Origin of the sequence: Micromonospora halophytica, from assembly GCF_900090245.1 — a bacterium.
Taxonomy (GTDB): Bacteria; Actinomycetota; Actinomycetes; order Mycobacteriales; family Micromonosporaceae; genus Micromonospora; species Micromonospora halophytica.
This window is the reverse complement of the sequence record NZ_FMDN01000034.1, coordinates 20790-37213: the sequence shown is the minus strand read 5'-3', so window position 1 is coordinate 37213 and position 16424 is coordinate 20790. Positions and strand designations below refer to the sequence as shown.

At 71.3% G+C, this 16424-nt stretch carries 15 protein-coding genes and 2 pseudogenes; 5 read left to right on the top strand and 12 right to left on the bottom strand.

The window, feature by feature from the left end; translation table 11 throughout:
* Positions 1 to 234, top strand: a pseudogene (locus GA0070560_RS29205) (IS1634 family transposase); the annotation flags it as partial.
* Positions 235 to 380: 146 nt separating this feature from the next.
* Here GA0070560_RS29205 and GA0070560_RS26800 read toward each other — a convergent pair.
* Together GA0070560_RS26800 and GA0070560_RS26795 are read right to left on the bottom strand one after the other, a co-directional pair.
* Positions 381 to 680, bottom strand: a complete 300-nt coding sequence (locus GA0070560_RS26800; protein WP_091302750.1) for a transposase — start codon at positions 678 to 680, stop codon at positions 381 to 383.
* Between the two features lie 195 nt (positions 681 to 875).
* Positions 876 to 1726: pseudogene (locus GA0070560_RS26795) on the bottom strand (IS5 family transposase).
* Between the two features lie 125 nt (positions 1727 to 1851).
* Here GA0070560_RS26795 and GA0070560_RS26790 point away from each other — a divergent pair.
* Positions 1852 to 2334: a WYL domain-containing protein gene (locus GA0070560_RS26790; RefSeq protein ID WP_342670444.1), complete on the top strand. Its 483-nt coding sequence runs from the start codon at positions 1852 to 1854 to the stop codon at positions 2332 to 2334.
* Between the two features lie 94 nt (positions 2335 to 2428).
* On the opposite strand, the gene GA0070560_RS26785 is transcribed toward GA0070560_RS26790, so the two are convergent.
* The 4 genes from GA0070560_RS26785 to GA0070560_RS26770 all read right to left on the bottom strand — a co-directional run bounded on the left by GA0070560_RS26785 (position 2429) and on the right by GA0070560_RS26770 (position 5865).
* Positions 2429 to 2704, bottom strand: coding sequence for a glutaredoxin domain-containing protein (locus tag GA0070560_RS26785; protein WP_091302754.1), 276 nt, complete (start codon positions 2702 to 2704; stop codon positions 2429 to 2431).
* A gap of 84 nt (positions 2705 to 2788) precedes the next feature.
* Positions 2789 to 3067, bottom strand: a complete 279-nt coding sequence (locus GA0070560_RS29670) for a heavy-metal-associated domain-containing protein (RefSeq protein WP_091302748.1) — start codon at positions 3065 to 3067, stop codon at positions 2789 to 2791.
* Between the two features lie 481 nt (positions 3068 to 3548).
* Positions 3549 to 4745, bottom strand: a complete 1197-nt coding sequence (locus GA0070560_RS26775; RefSeq protein ID WP_091302746.1) for an NAD(P)/FAD-dependent oxidoreductase — start codon at positions 4743 to 4745, stop codon at positions 3549 to 3551.
* Between the two features lie 409 nt (positions 4746 to 5154).
* Positions 5155 to 5865 (bottom strand): hypothetical protein, encoded by a 711-nt coding sequence (locus tag GA0070560_RS26770; protein WP_211566027.1) that lies wholly within the window; start codon positions 5863 to 5865, stop codon positions 5155 to 5157.
* Between the two features lie 243 nt (positions 5866 to 6108).
* On the opposite strand from GA0070560_RS26770, the gene GA0070560_RS26765 reads away from it, so the two are divergent.
* Positions 6109 to 7143 carry an extracellular catalytic domain type 2 short-chain-length polyhydroxyalkanoate depolymerase gene (locus GA0070560_RS26765; protein ID WP_091302745.1) on the top strand — a complete coding sequence of 345 codons (1035 nt, stop codon included), beginning with the start codon at positions 6109 to 6111 and terminating at the stop codon, positions 7141 to 7143.
* 136 nt (positions 7144 to 7279) lie between these two features.
* On the opposite strand, the gene GA0070560_RS26755 is transcribed toward GA0070560_RS26765, so the two are convergent.
* From GA0070560_RS26755 to GA0070560_RS26730, 6 genes are all read right to left on the bottom strand, one after another.
* On the bottom strand, positions 7280 to 7843 hold the full coding sequence (locus tag GA0070560_RS26755; RefSeq protein ID WP_091302742.1) for a NifU family protein: 564 nt from the start codon (positions 7841 to 7843) through the stop codon (positions 7280 to 7282).
* Positions 7840 to 9789 carry a ferrous iron transporter B gene (feoB, locus tag GA0070560_RS26750; RefSeq protein WP_245675740.1) on the bottom strand — a complete coding sequence of 650 codons (1950 nt, stop codon included), beginning with the start codon at positions 9787 to 9789 and terminating at the stop codon, positions 7840 to 7842. Before feoB ends, GA0070560_RS26755 begins: the two co-directional genes overlap by 4 nt.
* Complete coding sequence (locus GA0070560_RS26745) at positions 9786 to 10085, bottom strand: FeoA family protein (protein ID WP_091302738.1); 300 nt, start codon at positions 10083 to 10085, stop codon at positions 9786 to 9788. Before GA0070560_RS26745 ends, feoB begins: the two co-directional genes overlap by 4 nt.
* Positions 10086 to 10229: 144 nt before the next feature.
* Entirely contained in the window at positions 10230 to 10940 is a 711-nt protein-coding gene (locus GA0070560_RS26740) for a helix-turn-helix transcriptional regulator (RefSeq protein WP_091302736.1), read from the bottom strand.
* 104 nt (positions 10941 to 11044) lie between these two features.
* Positions 11045 to 11419, bottom strand: a complete 375-nt coding sequence (locus GA0070560_RS26735; protein WP_091302734.1) for a hypothetical protein — start codon at positions 11417 to 11419, stop codon at positions 11045 to 11047.
* Positions 11416 to 13854 carry a nitric-oxide reductase large subunit gene (locus tag GA0070560_RS26730; protein ID WP_091302733.1) on the bottom strand — a complete coding sequence of 813 codons (2439 nt, stop codon included), beginning with the start codon at positions 13852 to 13854 and terminating at the stop codon, positions 11416 to 11418. The genes GA0070560_RS26735 and GA0070560_RS26730 overlap by 4 nt, the downstream gene beginning before the upstream one ends.
* Before the next feature lie 309 nt (positions 13855 to 14163).
* On the opposite strand from GA0070560_RS26730, the gene GA0070560_RS26725 reads away from it, so the two are divergent.
* Together GA0070560_RS26725 and GA0070560_RS26720 are read left to right on the top strand one after the other, a co-directional pair.
* The gene (locus tag GA0070560_RS26725) at positions 14164 to 14397 is read left to right on the top strand and encodes a DUF2249 domain-containing protein (RefSeq protein ID WP_091302731.1); all 234 of its coding nucleotides are present in this window, start codon (positions 14164 to 14166) and stop codon (positions 14395 to 14397) included.
* A 165-nt stretch (positions 14398 to 14562) separates the two neighbouring features.
* Positions 14563 to 16227 carry an FAD-dependent oxidoreductase gene (locus GA0070560_RS26720; RefSeq protein ID WP_091302728.1) on the top strand — a complete coding sequence of 555 codons (1665 nt, stop codon included), beginning with the start codon at positions 14563 to 14565 and terminating at the stop codon, positions 16225 to 16227.
* Positions 16228 to 16424: the final 197 nt, after the last annotated feature.

The following is a 16424-nucleotide window of genomic DNA, read 5'->3' as shown; positions in this document are numbered from 1 at the left end:
GCCCACGTCCTCATCTGCTGGCTGGCCCTGCTACTGGTCCGCGTCGCCGAACGCGCCACCGGTGAAACGTGGCGAAACATCAACCGGCAACTCGGGCGAATCAGCCAGGTCACCCTCGCCGGACCCGCCGGCACCGTCGTGCAGACCACCCCGCTACGACCCGAACACAAGGCCATCTACCAGGCACTTTCCGTCCAGCCGCCAGCCCGGGTCACCACCTTCGACCCGCGCTAACCAAGACCAGACACCGGCGATAGAGCGTAGACACACGCCCTTCCGGAGACACACGTCAATCTTCGCTGCTCTGCGGCCAGATTCCGATGATCGTTTAACTACAAGCTGCGGAACCCGGGTCTGGGAAGCGATGAAGGCGGCCACGCTCACCGGCCCGTCGCTTCCTTGACCCACAGGACCACGGATCGCTTGAGGACATCACGCTCCATCGCCAGCTCGGCGTTCTCCCGCCGCAACCGCGCCAGCTCAGCCCGCTCGTCCTCGGACAACTGCCCGGCAGCGGCTTCGCCGCGAGCGGCACGATCCTGCTGCACCCAGTTGGCCAGGGTGCCACTGTTGATTCCCAGATCACGCGCTACCTGCGCGATCGACTTCCCGGTCTCCCGTACGATCCGAACGGCGCCCGCGCGGAACTCCGGATCGAACCGGCGTCTCGTTTCAGCCATGAGCCTCTATCCCTCAGATTCTGGCCTCCACGCTACGAGGGGAAGGGCAGTCAGCCCGTACGCCAGGGTCTGCGGCCGGGTCGACTGGATGGCGATGAGGAACCTCGAGCCGGAACGGGATGATCTCTGCGCTCACGACTGTCACGCTACGGGCCAGTTAGGACAGCTTCCGCCCTAGGCCGTGTCTTCAAAGGTTCACAACCATTGGAGCAGCGCGGCGATGGTGACGGTGGCCCGGTATGAGGTTGCTGTCTTGTCGTAGCGCGTCGCCAGGCTGCGGCACTGCTTGAGCCGGTTGAAGCAGCGTTCGACGACGTTGCGCCGTTTGTAGAGCCGCTTGTCGAACGCTGGTGGCCGGCCACCTCGGCTGCCACGCCGGCGGCGGTTGGCCTGCTGGTCGGCGCGTTCGGGGATCGTGTGCCCGATGCCGCGTCGGCGTAGGTCGGCTCGGATGGCTTTGGAGCTGTAGCCCTTGTCGGCGATGACATGGTCCGGGCGGACCCGGGGCCGGCCGGGACCCGAACGCTCGACACGGATGCCGGCGAGGACCTGGGTGAAGCGGGTGCAGTCGTTGACGTTGCCACCGGAGAGCACGAACGCCAGAGTTCGACCCAGGCCGTCGCAGGCGAGATGAATCTTGGTAGTCAGTCCACCTCGACTTCGACCGAGGGCGTGATCTTGTGGTTCGTCCGTTTCTCGTCGCCCCCTTTAGCGCCGGCGGCGTGCTGGTGGGCTCGCACGATGGTGGAGTCCACCGAGACCAGCCAGTCGATGTCACCGGCCGCGTCCGCGTCGGCCTGGATCCCGGCGAGCATCCGCTCGAATGTCCCGTCCAGGGCCCACCTGCGGAAACGGGTGTAGATCGACTGCCAGGATCCGTAGCGGGCGGGCACGTCCCGCCACGCCGCCCCGGCTCGGATCTTCCACACGATTCCGTTGAGCACCCGCCGGTCATCGACCCGAGGCCGACCACCCGTCACCGCCGACGGCAGGTACCTGGACAGCGCTTCCCACTCGACGTCAGACAACTCGTAGCGACGACCCACGCGCTACATCATCCGACACCAAGATCCTTTGAAGACACCGCCTAGCTCGATGGCAGACTTCCGGACATGCTGGAAACCTCCGCGCGGCTGCTCCGCCTGCTCGCACTGCTGCAGACCCCACGGGACTGGACCGACGCCACGACGGCACCGACTCGATGCGCGACACCGAACCGCATCGGCTGGTGCACACCGGGCGGCGTTGGTACCTGATCGGCTGGGACACCGGCCGGCGCGACTGGCGCACCTACCGGGTCGACCGGGTCCGGCCCCGCACCCCGACCGGCCCACGGTTCACCCCACGACAGGCACCCGACGTCGACCTCGCCGACTACCTGAGCCGCGGCGTCTCCACCGCGCCCTACCGCTACCAGGCCCGGATCACTCTGCACGCGCCAGCCCGGATCGCCGCCGAGAGAGTCCCGCCCACCGTCGGCGTGATCGAAGCCGTCGACGGGTACACCTGCCTACTGCACACGGGATCCCACTCCCTCGACGAACTCGCCATCCACGTCGTGCTGTTGGGCTTCCGCTTCCAGGTCCACGAACCACCCGAGCTGATCGCCCACATCCGCGGCCTCGCCGCCCGACTCACCGACGCCGTCGGCTGACCGCCGGACGACACCACCAACGGCGCAAGGCCCCACTGCCTCCTCTGCTCCGGCGGCACCCCGCCCGGCCGCCCGGCGGCGTGAGTGCGGCCCCTCAACCGCCGAGGCGCGCTCGTAGCTGGTCGTCGGTGGGCTCGACCAGGAAGCTCCCGTCGGGCCACAGCAGGGTGGGAACGCGTCGTTGCCCCTGCTGCAGCCCGCGGACGACTTCAGCCGCGGCCTGGTCCTCGTCGAGGTCGACGTAGTCGTACGCGACGCCGGCGCTGTCGAGCAGGGCGCGGCTGCGTCGGACGTCGGGGCACCAGCCGGTGCCGTACACCACCAACTCGGGCTCGGCCTCGTTCTGGTGCGCAAGGTCTTGGACGGCCATCGCGATCTCCTGAAGTCGCTCGTCGGAAGGGGTCCGCGTCCCCTGGGACGCCACAGTGGGGCCAGGGGACGCCGTACGTGACGCTCAGCCGGCGAGCCGGTAACCGGCCCGCTCCACCGCCGCGCGCACGTCGCCGATCTCCAGCGGGTTCTCGCTGACGACCGTGATGGTTCCGGCGGCCACGTCGGCCCGTACGCCGGTCACGCCCGCGACTTCCTCGACGTGCCGGGTGACCTTGTTGGCGCAGCCGCCGCAGGTCATGCCGGACACCGCGTACGTGCTCCGGCTGCCCGCTGTGGTCTCGGAGGCTGCCGGGGCGCTGTCGACGGTGCCGCAGCCACAGCTCGATTCGTTGCCGCACATGTGGACCTCCTCGGGATCGCTGGCGTTCCGTTCGACGACGCGTCAGGGGACCCGTACGGTGCCCACCTGATGCCGTCGAAGGCAGCCTGACGATACCCCTCCCCGGTATCTGTCCTCAACAGTGCCGAGCCGGGTCACCACTCGTGGCCACGATCGGAGCGAGGTTCCCGGCGGCCGTCGAACACCTCCCTTCGATCACAGCCACCTCGGCCCGAATCACCGTCGGTGGCCCGCCTGGCAGCTTTCCACCAGGTAGGGCTCACCCGCGACGGCGGTGATGGGGGTTGCCGAAGCACCCCGGACGTCGGAGACGACCAGTTCCACGCGTATCGATGACGTGCGGTGCGGGAGGGGACGGACGGGAGCGACCGCCGCTGCCCTGGCGCGGGAGGTGACCCCGGCCGGCTATAGGACGGCCGAGCGCGCGCCTGCGGGGGCTGCGCTCGGCCATCGACGCGTTCTCGGAAAGCTCGGCCGGCCTTCAGCGGACGACCGGCGCCTCGCCGCGCCTGGCCCGCAGCAACTGCCGGCGCTTGCCATCGCTGGCCCAGGCCCGGGCCCAGCTGAGCGCACCGGGCTTGCGTGCCTCGTCCGCCAGTTGCTTGACAGTGTGCCTGCACACGAACTCCTTGAGCTTCGCGCCAGGGCGGCCGCCGAGGTGCAGCCGTACCGCCGTGTCGTCCCGGCGGGCGAACTGGAAGATGCCGGCGTGACGACCCAGGCTGATGCACTGGCCGGCGAAGATCACGTTGACCTGTGCGGGTTGCTCACCCGCGATCCGGGCGAGCACCGTGTCGGCGGCGTGCGGACCCAGTTGCACCGCGGCCTGGCAGCTCATCCGGAACGGCAGGTCCGACGGTGCCGCCGAATCCCCGGCCGCGACGACGCGTACGTCGTCCACGCTCGTCAAGGTCTCGTCCGTGAGCAGGCGACCCAGGTCGTCGGTGGTCAGGCCGCTGCGTACGGCCAGGTCCGGTACGCCGAAGCCGGCGCTCCAGACGGTCACGGTGCTCGGCAGGCTGCGGCCGTCTGCGAGCTGCACGGCGTCGCGCGTCACGCCGGTCACCTTCGTGCCGGGGCCGTCGAGCACGGTCACACCGAGTCTGGCCAGCTGCCTGGCAACCGGGCGTCGAGCCTGTGGGTGCAGGTACGGGCCGAGCACCCCGCCGCAGACCAGGGTCACGGCGCGCCCCGCCTCCGCCAGTTCGGCGGCGGTCTCGATACCGGTCGGGCCGGCTCCGACCACCGTCACCGCGGCTGTGGCGGGGGCGGCGTCGAGAGCGGGCCGAAGTCGCTGTGCCTGCTCCAGGGTCGCGATCGGGTAGCTGAACTCGGCCGCTCCAGGCACGCCCGGGTCGGCGTTGCCACTGCCCACCGCGTAGATCAGGTAGTCGTAGTCGACCGTGCCGCCCGTCGCCAACGTCACGCTGCGCTCGGAGGTGTCGATCCGGGTCGCGGTGTCCACGACCAGACGAATGCTCGGGGCCAGGACGGCCCGGTAGTCGACGACCGCGTCGGCGGACCCGGCCACCAGCTGGTGCAGGCGGATCCGCTCGACGAAGCTCGATCGTGGGTTGATCAGAGTCACCGTCACGTCGTCGCGCCGCGTCAGGCGGTTGGCCGCCAGGACGCCGGCGTATCCGCCGCCGATCACGACGACATCGGTGTTCCCGGTCATGGCGTCTCCTTCGCTCATGGGGTTCGGTCCCAAGACACCGCCCGACCGGTCGATGTGACATACCGTGAGGCAGGTCACCTGCCAGCCGTGGGCTCGGTGGGCCGGGCCAGGCGGCGAAGGACCCCACCTGGGCCGCCGCCGCGGTGCTCCTCGGGCTCGGCACGGCCGCGGTCCACCCCACCCTCCTGGCCGCCCTCACCGCCGCCTGCGGCCTGTACGCCGCCGTCCGCATGTACGAGACGCATCAGGGTTCCGGCACGCTCCCCTACGGCGCCTGCGGCGTGGTGACCCGGCAGCCACGGACCCGCGCCGAGCACTCTGCGGCGGCGGCAGGGACGGTGACCGGGCGTGCGCTCCCATCCGCGAGCCCGGGCTTGCGGTGCCCACGTCCGCACCGGGCGGGGCCGCCTCACTGTTCCCTCTCGGCGGTCTGCTGGGCAGCGCGGGCCTCGGCCCGTTCACGGCTGAGGAAGAACGCGCCGAGGGCCCCGGCGAGGGTGCCGAACACCACCACGGAGTACGCGGCCAGCACCAGCTCGAGCACCTGGGCGAAGGGGTCGTTGGCGGTGAGCGGCTCACCGGTGATGGTGGCGAGGGCGGCGTCGTGCAACGCGAGTCCGTACGTCCGGTAGGAACGGGTCAGGACGAGAAGTTGCCCGGCGGCGAGGATGATCGTCACCGTCACGACCGCCAGCCAGGCCAACCGGTCGGTGAGCAGCCGTCCGGCCGAGCGGGAGCCTCGTACGGCGGCGGCGACCACCCCGCCACCGCGAGCGGCCCGCAGCACGCTGGCGGCACGGGCGAAGCGCAGGAAGGGCACGGCCAGGAAGATCAGCTGCCACCAGTTGCGTTTCCAGAACTCCCGCGCGCAGTGCCGGGCCAGCCAGGCACGCAGGACGAACTCGGCGATGAACACCGCCCACAGCAACCAGCCGGCGACGCTGAGCACGGCGGCGAGCGTGCCGTGGCGGGCGACCGCCTGCCCGAACACCAGCAGCAGGAACAGGACACCGAGCACACCCATCGGCTTGTCGAGCCGGCGGGCCAGGCCGTTGAGCCGGGCGTCGTCCTCGGCGGGGGAGGGCCGCTGTGCGGCGGGCCCGTACGGCGGATCGCTCATCTCCTCAGCCGCCCGGGGGTGTCGGCCTGCGGTGGGATCGGGTCGGTCGCCATGCCGCAGCGGTACCCACTGCGTCGCCGGCCATGCGGGTCGTCCACCCGGATCAGGTGTGCTGCCGGGTGGGCGACCCACACCGTCGCCGCCGGCGAGGTGTCGCCCGCACGGATATCCGCTGTGGTCGATCTCACGTTAGCGTTCCCCGCACGCCGGCCCGTCCCGCCGGCGCCTCGACGGGAGAACGCCATGAAGACACCGTGGAAGGCCGTCACTGCCCTCGCCGCAGCCCTCCTCCTCGTCCTGCCCGGCGGCGTGGCCGCCCGGGCCGCCACGACGCCGTACACCAAGACCCCGGTCTCCGGGTCGCTCGGCACCTACCACGTCTCCGCCGTGTACGTCGCCGGGATCTCCTCCGGCGGCTACCTGGCCACCCAGCTCCAGGTCGCGTACTCGTCACGGATCCGTGGCGCGGCCGTCTTCGCCGCCGGCCCGTACTACTGCGCCCAGAACACCGTCGCCCAGGCTCTCTACGGCTGCGGCGACAACCTCTACCCGACGCACGTCTCCGCTCTGGAGAACTACACCCGCACCTGGGCGTCCTACGGTTGGATCGACGGCACCGGCAACCTCTCCGGCCAGCCGGTGTACGTCTACCACGGCGGCAGCGACAGCACCGTGAAGAAGTCCGTCACCGACGACCTCGTCCGGTACTACCAGGACTTCGGGGCCAGCGTCCGCTACGACAGCACCGGCGGCGCCGGTCACGCCTGGGTGACCCCGTACGGCACCGTCGGCTGCGCCGCCACCGCCTCGCCGTACCTCAACGACTGCGGCAGCGACCCCCAGGGCGCCTTCCTCGGCAAGCTGCTCGGCTCCCTCGCCCCGCCGAACACCGGCCCGCTCGGCGGCACCCTCGTCCGGTTCAGCCAGAACACCTTCGCCGTCAACGGCTGGGCCAACGGCCTGAGCATGGACTCCGCCGGCTTCGCGTACGTCCCGAGCGCCTGCGCGGCCGGGCAGACCTGCCGGCTGCTGGTCGCCCTGCACGGCTGTGCCCAGGGGTACGCGAAGATCGGCACGGCCTTCGTCGACCGGGCCAACCTCAACCAGTACGCCGACACCAACCGCCTGATCGTGCTCTACCCGCAGGCCATCGCGACCGGGGTGAACCCGAACGGCTGCTGGGACTGGTGGGGCTACCTCGGCGCCACCAACTACCCGATCAAGGGCGGCTACCAGGTGGAGACGATCATGAACATGGTCCGCCGTCTGGACGGCTGATCGGCGCAGGTTCTCCTCGAGGCCCCCGCTCCAGTGCCCGGCATCCTGTTCATTCAGGTGCCCGAAGGCAGGACGGTGAAGAACCGGATCCACTTCGATTGGCAGCGCACCGACCGCAGCCGTGACGACGATCTCGTCATCCGGGGTGCGGGAGGACGGACGGTACTCTCGTGACGGCGACGACACCACCGAGTCGGGGATGGTAGCGGCGCAGCTCGGCTTCGAGCCGGTGCCGCAGGGTGAAGCGGGAGGCCGGGCATCCCTCGCACGCGCCCGTCAGCCGGACCCGTACCTGCCCGTCGCGGACATCGACCAGCTCGATGTGACCGCCGTGGGACCGGGCGACGTCGCCGACCGGCCCGTCGAGCAGTCGCTCGACCGATCTCCGGAGCGCCGCGTCCTGGTCGGTGCCCGCCGTGGACCCGAACTGCCAGTCGGCCGTTGTGGACAGGGCCGCGTGCAGCGCCGTCCGGACCCGTGGGCCCTCGTCGGTCCAGCTGCGGCCCGGAGCGAGGTCGGTCACCACGGCGCCGGGTTCCACCGCCACGGCGGTCAGGACTCCCTCGACCAGCAGCCCCGCGAGCGGCTCCGGCACGGTGGCCGGCGGGCCGGTCGCCGGTACGGCACCGCCGGCCACGACCCAGCGGACCCGCTCCGGCCGGGCCGGATCCGCCTGCGGGTGCAGCGGGACGAGGCTCATGGCAGGAACAGGGTGGTGAGTTCCCGGGCCAGGAAGGCGAGCACCCAGGCGAGGCCGGTGAGATAGCCGAACGCGACGAGGGGCCACTTCCAGGTGCCGGTCTCCCGGCGGATCACGCCGACCGTGGCCATGCACTGCAGGGCGTACGCGAAGTAGACCAGCAGGGCCACCACGGTGGGTGGGGTGAAGACCGGTTGGCCGGCCCGCGGACCGTCCGGGTACCTCAGGTCCCGCAGCGCCTGCGTCGGGTGCTCGGGGTCCTCGGCGGCAGCCACCTGCCCGAGAGTGGCGACGAACGTCTCCCGGGCCGACTGGGCCGACAGCACCCCGACACTGATCCGCCAGTCGAAGCCCAGCGGGGCGAAGACGGGCTCCACCAGCCGGCCCAGACCGGCGGCGTGGCTGTGGTCCACCACGTACGCGGACACGGCGGCCGGGTTGCCGGTGTCCACCCCGGCGCTTTGCAGGTCGGCGTCGGAGTGCTGGGGGAGGTTGAGCAGCAGCCACAGCGCCGCCGTGGTGACCAGGATGATGGTCGAGCACTTGCGGAGGAAGGACTTCGCGGCGTCCCAGACCGCGATCAGCACGGACCGGGCCGACGGCAGCCGGTAGGGGGGCAGTTCCAGGTAGAACGGCAGCACGGTGCCGCGCCGGTCCACGACGCGCTTGAACAGCCAGGCGGTGAGCATCGCCGAGACGGTGCCGAGCAGGTACATGCCGAGCATGACGAGGCCCTGTACGCCGAACGGCCCCCACCGCGCCGACGGGTCGACCAGCAGGCTGATCAGCAGCACGTACACCGGTAGCCGGGCGGAGCAGGTCATCAGCGGGGCGGCGAGCATGGTGGCCAGCCGGTCCCGGGCCGACGGCAGGGTCCGGGTCGCCATGATCCCGGGGATGGCGCAGGCGAACGAGGAGAGCAGCGCGACGAACGCGCGGCCCTCCAGGCCCACCCGGGCCATCACCCGGTCCATGAGAAACGCGGCCCGGGACAGGTAGCCGACCCCTTCCAGGAGTGCGAGCAGGAGGAACAGCAGGGTGATCTGGGGTACGAAGACCAGCACGCCACCGACTCCGCCGATCAGCGCGTCACCGAGGAACCCGGACAGCCACGGGTTGTCGACGTGCCGGTCCACCAGGTGCCCGAGCAGCACGAAGAGCGACTCGACGGCGTCCTGCAACGGCGCGGCGAGCGTGAAGATCGTCTGGAAGAACAGCGTCATCACGGCGAAGAACACCACCGTGCCCCAGACCGGGTGGAGCAGCACCGCGTCGACCCGCTGCGTGGCCCGATGCGGCTGTGCCGTCCGGTAGCGGGCGAAGTCCAGCACCGATTCGATCCAGGCGTCGCGTTCGGTCGGTTCGACCGGCGGCGGCACCACCGGGACGGGCCACTGCCGCCAGCCGGCGAGCCGGTCCCGCAGCTCGTCCACGCCGCGGCCGCGGTGCCCCAGCACCGGCACCACCGGCACGCCGAGCGCCGTGGCGAGACTCGCCACGTCCAGGTGCCCCTGCCGGCGGGTCAGCTCGTCGGCGAAGGTGAGCACCACACAGGTGGGCAGCCCACGGCCGAGGACCTGCGCCAGCAGGCCCAGTGAGCGGCGCAGTGTGGTGGCCTCGACCACCATCAGCAGCGCGTCCGGACGCACGGAGCCGTCCAGCCGCCCGTCGAGGACGTCCACCGCGACCTGCTCGTCCGGGCTGATCGGCTCCAGGCTGTACGTGCCCGGCAGATCCTCGACGGTGCACCGGGCGTCGCCCGAGCGGCAGGTGCCGACGTGGCGGGAGACCGTCACCCCCGGGTAGTTGCCCGTCTTGGCGGTGAGCCCGGTCAGCGCGTTGAACACGCTGGTCTTGCCGGCGTTCGGGCTGCCCACCAGGGCGACCCGGATCGTCTCGGTCGGCGTGGGCGCTGCGACGCCGCCACCGTGGCAGCCCCCGGTCACACGCCCACTCCGACCACCCGTACCCATGCGGCCTGCGCCCGGCGCAGGCAGACCTCGTAGTCCCGCACGCGGTACAGGACCGGGTCGCGCAGTGGCGCCCGGCGCTGCACCCGAACCCGGGTCCCGGGGGTGAAGCCCAGATCGGCGAGGCGTCGGGCGACCGCCGGGGCGGCAGCGGACTCGACCCGGACGACTGTCGCCTCCGCGCCCGGACGCAGCTCGGCCAACGGCACCTCGTCCCCGTCGCCGATGCCGTGCAGGCCGCGGTGCCGGACCTTCGCCGCGTTGCCCTTCATCGGTCCTCCCGCTGCCAGCCGACTCCCCTGCTCCTAAGGCGAGGCTAACCTCACTTTCCGCTCGTGATCCGGGACCTTCTGCCCGTCCGGCCCGGGACCTTGGTCCCGGGCCGGACACGTGACGCAGAGGCCCCGACGAGATGGTCACCCGGCGGTAGGGCGTGTCCCGTCCTCCCGGCTCAGGTGCGCGCGGCACAGGTTCGGTTGCACGAAGGGCTCGAGCCGCTCGGCCGTCACCGGCGCTCGCATCTCCGCCAACGCCCCCTGCATCAGCCCCAGGTGGATCGCGCAGACCACCTGCTGGCTGTGCTCGGCGATCTCCCGGAACGGGCAGTGCCGGAGCAGGATCTGCGGCCGGTGCTCGTCCGGCACGGTCTCGGGGGCGAAGCCGATGTCGGCGAGGATCGCGGTGAGCTTGTCGACCGCCTCACCGGCCGTGATGCGGCGCAGCGGCGCGGGACGGTCGGCCAGGTAGCGTCCCCAGTCCTGGCCGGCTTCCCTCGCGACGGCGGAGGGCTCGGCGTGGGCGCGCGTCGCGACGCCGGTGAGGATCTCGGCGAGCAGCCGGTAGCTGCGGGCACCGGTGGCGGCCGGGTCCGCCGCGGTGGTCGACGGCCGGTAGATCACCCGGGGGCGGCCGCGCCGGCCGCCGGCCTCGGTCTCGCGTACGGCCAGTCCGGCGTCGACGAGCCCGTCGAGGTGGAAACGGGCCGTGTTGAGGTGCAGGCCGGTCCGCTCGGCCACCTCCCGTACGCCCAGGGCCTGCTCCGCGGCCCGCAGCAGGTCGAGGACCTGCTCGCGGCTCTCACCGAGCCCGCTGCGCTGCTCGCGGTCGATCCATCGTCGCCTGTCCACGAGCGTAGTTTATCCAATAGAAACTAGTAGAAACTGTGTCATGCATGATCGCGAGGAGGCAGGGCGTTCCCCCGCCTCCTCGCGATCACCAGAGGCGACCACGGTCAGCCGGGAGGGGGCTCCGGCCGACGTAGCAGCCTCGGCGCCTGCCGGGCGAGCAGGACGCAGTGCGGCAGCGCCGCCGCGACGAGGACGGCGACCTCGACCGGTCGGTGGTTGCGCACCATCGCCGCCGCCACCAGGACCACGGCGATCGCCGCGACCGACAGCGCGATGACCGCGTGGAAGCGGCCCACCTCCGAGTGCGGCCAGTCGGTCTGGTCGGCCGGCTGCGGCGCGTCCGGTACGGCCCGCCGGAAGCCGGCGAAGACCCGCGACGCCCAGGCGCTGGTGGGCTGCCGCCCCCAGATCTGCAGGGCGACCACGACGGCGAGCAGCACCAGCACGTACCCGGCGGCGAAGGCCGCCTCGCCGCTCATCGGGGGGCCTCTGCCGGCCCGCCGGATCCGCCGCCCAGCTTGTCGGCCACCCCGACGACCAGGTCGGCGGCGTCGGTGTTCGTCGCGTCGTCGTCGCTGTCGGGCACGACCTCGGTGAAGAGCAGCGTCTCGGCCGGCGCCTCGGGCGCCCGGGTCCGCTTGCTGCGGTAGCGGATGCCCAGGTAGGTCATCCACAGCAGCGGCAGCACGCCGCCGACCATGAAGACCACGTCACCGGGGAGCCGCAGCCACTCGAGGAACATGTTGGTGCCGCCCTGCAGGTAGCCGAGGCTGCGACCGTCGGCGTACCCGGCGTCGACGACCCGGTAGAGCTGCAGGGCCCCGGCGGGCAGCAGCGTGGCGAACGACATCCACGCCAGGCCCAGGTTGAGCGACCAGAACGAGATCGAGGCCAGCCGGTCCGACCAGCGCTCCTCGGGGATCAGGTAGCGCAGGGCGAACATGGCGAAACCGACCGCGAGCATGCCGTAGACGCCCATCATCGCGGCATGCGCGTGGTTGGCGGTCAGCCCGGTGCCGATCTCGTAGTAGGAGACGATCGGCAGGTTGATCAGGAAGCCGAACACGCCGGCGCCGAGGAAGTTCCAGAAGCCGACGGCGGCGAGGAACATGACCGCCCACCGGTGCGGGAACGGGGTGCTCGACGCGCTCTGGCGGCGGGCCCCAAGTTGCAGGAAGCTCCAGGCCTCCACCGTGAGGAACAGCAGCGGTACGACCTCGAGCGCGGAGAACGTCGCGCCGAGCGCCAGGTGCTCGGCCGGCTCCCCGGAGAAGTACAGGTGGTGCATGGTGCCGATGACGCCGCCGGCACTGTAGAGGACGATGTCGAGGAAGATCACCGACAGGGCGACCCGCTCCCGTACGACCCCGAGCAGCACGAACAGGTAGGCGACAGTGGCGGTGGTGAAGAGTTCGAGGAAGTCCTCGACCCACAGGTGCACCACGATGAAGCGCCAGAAGTCGGCCGCGGTGAAGTGACTGTCCGGGCTGGCGAGCAGGCCCACGGCGTAGAACGCCGGCAGGGCGAGGGCGGCGAGGAAGAACAGCCACGGCATGTTGGCCACGTGCTCCGTGCGCAGCCGCCGGCGCAACCCGCGGAACAGGATGAACGCCCAGATGCCCATGCCCGCGGTCAGCAGCACCTGCCAGATCCGGCCGAGGTCGAGGTACTCGAAGCCCTGGTTGCCCAGCTGCGCCCACAACGGGCCGAGCCAGCCGCGCATGCCGGCCATCTCGCCGATCAGACTGCCGACGACCACCACGACGAGTGCGCCGAGCAGCAGCCGGGTCAGCAGCGCCTGGCGCTTCGGCTCCCAACCCCGGGCGATCAGCGGCGCCAGGAAGATCCCGATGGCGAGGAAGGAGGTGACCACCCAGAAGATGGAGAGCTGGACGTGCCAGGTGCGGGTCAGGTTGTACGGCAGCCAGTGGTCGAGCGGGAGGCCGAAGAAGCTCTCCAGGTCGGCCCGGTAGTGCTGGGTGGCGGAGCCGAGCAGGGTCTGCACCAGGAAGAGCCCGGCCATGATGAAGAAGAACCAGGCGGTGGCGCGCTGCGCGGGGGTGAGCAGGACGGTGCGCGGGGCGTGGAAGCGCAGTTCCCGGTGGTCACGGTTGTGCCAGCCGAGGAAGTTCCACCGGCCGAACGCCGCGAACAGGGCGCCGGCCCCGACCAGCAGGAAGATCAGCGACAGTACGCTCCAGGTCACCGTGTGCCCGGTCGGCGCGTTGTCGACCAGCGGCTCGGACGGCCAGTTGTTGGTGTAGGAGTACGTCTTGTCGGGCCGCTCCGCGGCGGCCGCCCACGCCGTCCAGCCGAAGTACGCCGTCAGGTCGTGGATCTCGGCGGGGTCGGTGATCGCGTTGGGGCGTAGCCCGTTCTTGCCGTCCGGGGAGTTGAGCGTCGCGGCGTAGTGGCCGGTCAACTCGGTGAACGCCTTGCCCTGAGCGGGGCTCCAGACCAGGGTGCCGGTCTTCTCGTCGTACCGGTTGACCCGGAAGTCCTCGACGGTGCGGGCGTGTCCGGCCTCCGCGCCGCCGTACTGCTCCTGCACCGAGGTCGCGGCGCGATGCAGGTAGTCGGCGGTGAAGTCCGGACCGAGGTACGCGCCGTGCCCGAAGATCGAGCCGTACTGCATGAGACCGTTGCGCAGGAACACCTCCTGGCCCTGGCGGATGTCCTCGCCCGTGAAGAGCAGCTGACCGTCCGAGGTGGTCACCTTCTCGGGGATCGGCGGCTGCGCCTGGTAGGTGCGGATCGCCAGGAACCCGAGGACGAAGAATCCGACGAGGGTGACCAGGATGGCGGCCTGCACCCAGCCACGGCCGATCATGCGGCCCCGCTTGCCCGCCGGTGTGCCGGTGGGGGGCGGGGCCGGCTCGGGTACGGCGGCACCGGGAGCTTCTGACACGACCATGCGATCTCCTCGTGGGTGCGAAGGCCGCGAGCGGCATCCTGCCTCGGTGCGACCAGATCCAGCGGCCAGACCTTAAAACACGAGTCCGCTGGTAGAAACAATCGAGGCCGCGTGAAAACCCTCATAGGACCTTCGGCTCGGGCCAGGAGGCCCAGTGAATCGGGGTTTTCGCAGGATTGCCGGTGCGGGTCCGCCCGCCGAGCGGAACTGAGGGAGACCCTCGTGACGAGGGCCTCGCGGTGCAGCCCTAGATTTATGACGAGACTGTTCGTATAAACAGGGGTATCCGCGACCTCAGGGGAGGCAGTCATGATCGAGGACCGTCAGCTCGACGTCCGTCAGGAGGCGCCGGCGCGCCGCCACGACCTCATCTTCGGCACGTATCACTCGCTCGACGTGGGTCAGAGCTTCGTGCTGGTCAACGACCACGACCCGAAGCCGCTGTACTACCAGTTCGCCGCCGAGCACGCCGGGCGGTTCAGTTGGGACTACCTGGAGGCCGGTCCGGAGCGCTGGCGGGTACGCATCGGTCGCCCCGCGTAGGCGGCTTCCGGCCCCGGTGTGGACGGTCGGTCTCGGTGCCGGTCCGTTGCCCGCAGGCAGGGGTGGCGGCGTAGCCCAGGTCGCCCGGCAGGAGTCGTTGGGCCCTGGTTCACGTATACCCCCCGGGGTACCGTGGCGCACGGTGGACGACCGGAGGAGGCAGACGTGAAGGTGGTCATCGTGGGGGCGGTCGCCGGCGGCATGTCGGCGGCGACCCGGCTGCGCCGGCTGGGACCGGAGCACGAGATCGTCGTGTTCGAGCGCGGCAGCGAGGTGTCGTACGCGAACTGCGGCCTGCCCTACCACGTGGGCGGCGTCATCCCCGACCGCCGCGACCTGCTCCTGCAGACCCCGCAGAGCCTGCGGGCCCGCTTCGACCTCGACGTGCGGGTCCGCAGCGAGGTCGTGGCGATCGACCGGCAGGCGCAGACCGTGCGGGTACGAGACCTCGACGCCGGAACCGAATACCTCGAGACCTGGGACCGGTTGGTGCTCAGTCCGGGCGCGGCGCCGTTCGTGCCGGACCTTCCCGGCATCGAGCGGGCGCTGACCCTGCGCAGCGTCGCCGACGCCGACCGGCTCACCGCGCTGCTGCGTGAGAAGCGCCCCGCCACGGCGGTCGTCGTCGGTGGCGGCTTCATCGGGCTGGAGACGGCGGAGAACCTTCACCGGCACGGCCTCCAGGTCACCGTGGTCGAGTTGGACAGCCAGGTCCTCGCCCCGATCGACCCCGAGCTGGCGGCCCTGGTCCATGCCGAGTTGCGCCGGCACGGGGTGGGGCTGGTGCTCGGCGCCGGCGTGGCCAAGGTGCTGCCCGACACCGTGGAACTCAGCGACGGGCAGGTGCTCCCCGCGGACCTCGTCGTGCTCGCCATCGGGGTACGCCCGGAGACCCGGCTGGCCACGCAGGCCGGCCTGGACCTGGGCCCGCGGGGCGGCATCGCCGTGGACGAGTCGATGCGCACCAGCGACCCGCACATCTACGCGGTCGGCGACGCGGTCGAGAAGACCGACCGGCTCGACGGTTCGTCGATCCCGGTGCCGCTGGCCAACACCGCCAACCGCCAGGGCCGCCTGGTCGCCGACGTCATCGCCGGCCGTCCGGCCAGGCTGACCGGCCGGATCGGCACCGCCGTCGTCCGGGTCTTCGACCTGACCGTCGCGGTCACCGGGTGGAACGAGAAACGTCTGCGCGCGGCCGGCCGCGTCCATCAGGCCGTGCACACCCACCCCTTGTCCCACGCGGGCTACTACCCCGGTGCCGTCCCGATGTCGCTCAAGGTGCTCTTCGATCCGGAGAGCGGGGCGATCCTCGGCGCGCAGGGCGTCGGCGGCGAGGGGGTGGACAAACGCATCGACGTGCTCGCCGTCGCGCTGCGTGCGGGGCTGTCCGCCGAGGACCTCGCCGACCTCGAGTTGGCGTACGCACCGCAGTACGGGTCGGCCAAGGACCCGGTCAACATGCTCGGTTACATCGCCGAGAACATCCGCACCGGGATGACCCGTACCGTGCAGTGGCACGAGATCACCGACCGGGTCGCCGCCGGGGCGCACCTGCTCGACGTACGGACCGCGGCCGAGCACGCCGCCGGCTGCATCCCCGGATCGCTCAACATTCCCGTCGACGACCTGCCCGGCCGGCTCGCCGACCTGCCCGACGGCGAGCTGATCGTCTACTGCCAGCTCGGCATGCGGGGGCACACCGCCACCAGTCTGCTGACCGGCACCGGTCACCGCGTCGCCAACCTCGACGGCGGCTACCGGACCTGGTCCGTCGCCACCGCTGAGCTCGCGCCCATGCTCGTCGGACGGTCGGTGGCCGGCACCTGAGAGTGCCGGCTCAGCAGCGCCTCGTCACTCCGGTCCGGCGGCGACCAGCGTTGGCCGCGCCCGTGCCGTCGCCGCGCTGGCGGATCGCTCGCACGAGGCCGGTCGGCGTGGTCAGGGCCAGCGCCGGCTCGTGCTCAGCGGTGCCGGGCCACCTCGACCTCGTCGGCGCTGCCGGGGGTGACCTCGAGGTCGGCCAG

Bases quoted from the DNA above. Each gene is read 5' to 3' on its own strand.
- GA0070560_RS26800 (WP_091302750.1), bottom strand. From the start codon at position 680: ATGGCTGAAACGAGACGCCGGTTCGATCCGGAGTTCCGCGCGGGCGCC.
- GA0070560_RS26785 (WP_091302754.1), bottom strand. From the start codon at position 2,704: ATGGCCGTCCAAGACCTTGCGCACCAGAACGAGGCCGAGCCCGAGTTG.
- GA0070560_RS29670 (WP_091302748.1), bottom strand. From the start codon at position 3,067: ATGTGCGGCAACGAATCGAGCTGTGGCTGCGGCACCGTCGACAGCGCC.
- GA0070560_RS26775 (WP_091302746.1), bottom strand. From the start codon at position 4,745: ATGACCGGGAACACCGATGTCGTCGTGATCGGCGGCGGATACGCCGGC.
- GA0070560_RS26770 (WP_211566027.1), bottom strand. From the start codon at position 5,865: ATGAGCGATCCGCCGTACGGGCCCGCCGCACAGCGGCCCTCCCCCGCC.
- GA0070560_RS26765 (WP_091302745.1), top strand. From the start codon at position 6,109: ATGAAGACACCGTGGAAGGCCGTCACTGCCCTCGCCGCAGCCCTCCTC.
- GA0070560_RS26755 (WP_091302742.1), bottom strand. From the start codon at position 7,843: ATGAGCCTCGTCCCGCTGCACCCGCAGGCGGATCCGGCCCGGCCGGAG.
- GA0070560_RS26745 (WP_091302738.1), bottom strand. From the start codon at position 10,085: ATGAAGGGCAACGCGGCGAAGGTCCGGCACCGCGGCCTGCACGGCATC.
- GA0070560_RS26735 (WP_091302734.1), bottom strand. From the start codon at position 11,419: ATGAGCGGCGAGGCGGCCTTCGCCGCCGGGTACGTGCTGGTGCTGCTC.
- GA0070560_RS26730 (WP_091302733.1), bottom strand. From the start codon at position 13,854: ATGGTCGTGTCAGAAGCTCCCGGTGCCGCCGTACCCGAGCCGGCCCCG.
- GA0070560_RS26725 (WP_091302731.1), top strand. From the start codon at position 14,164: ATGATCGAGGACCGTCAGCTCGACGTCCGTCAGGAGGCGCCGGCGCGC.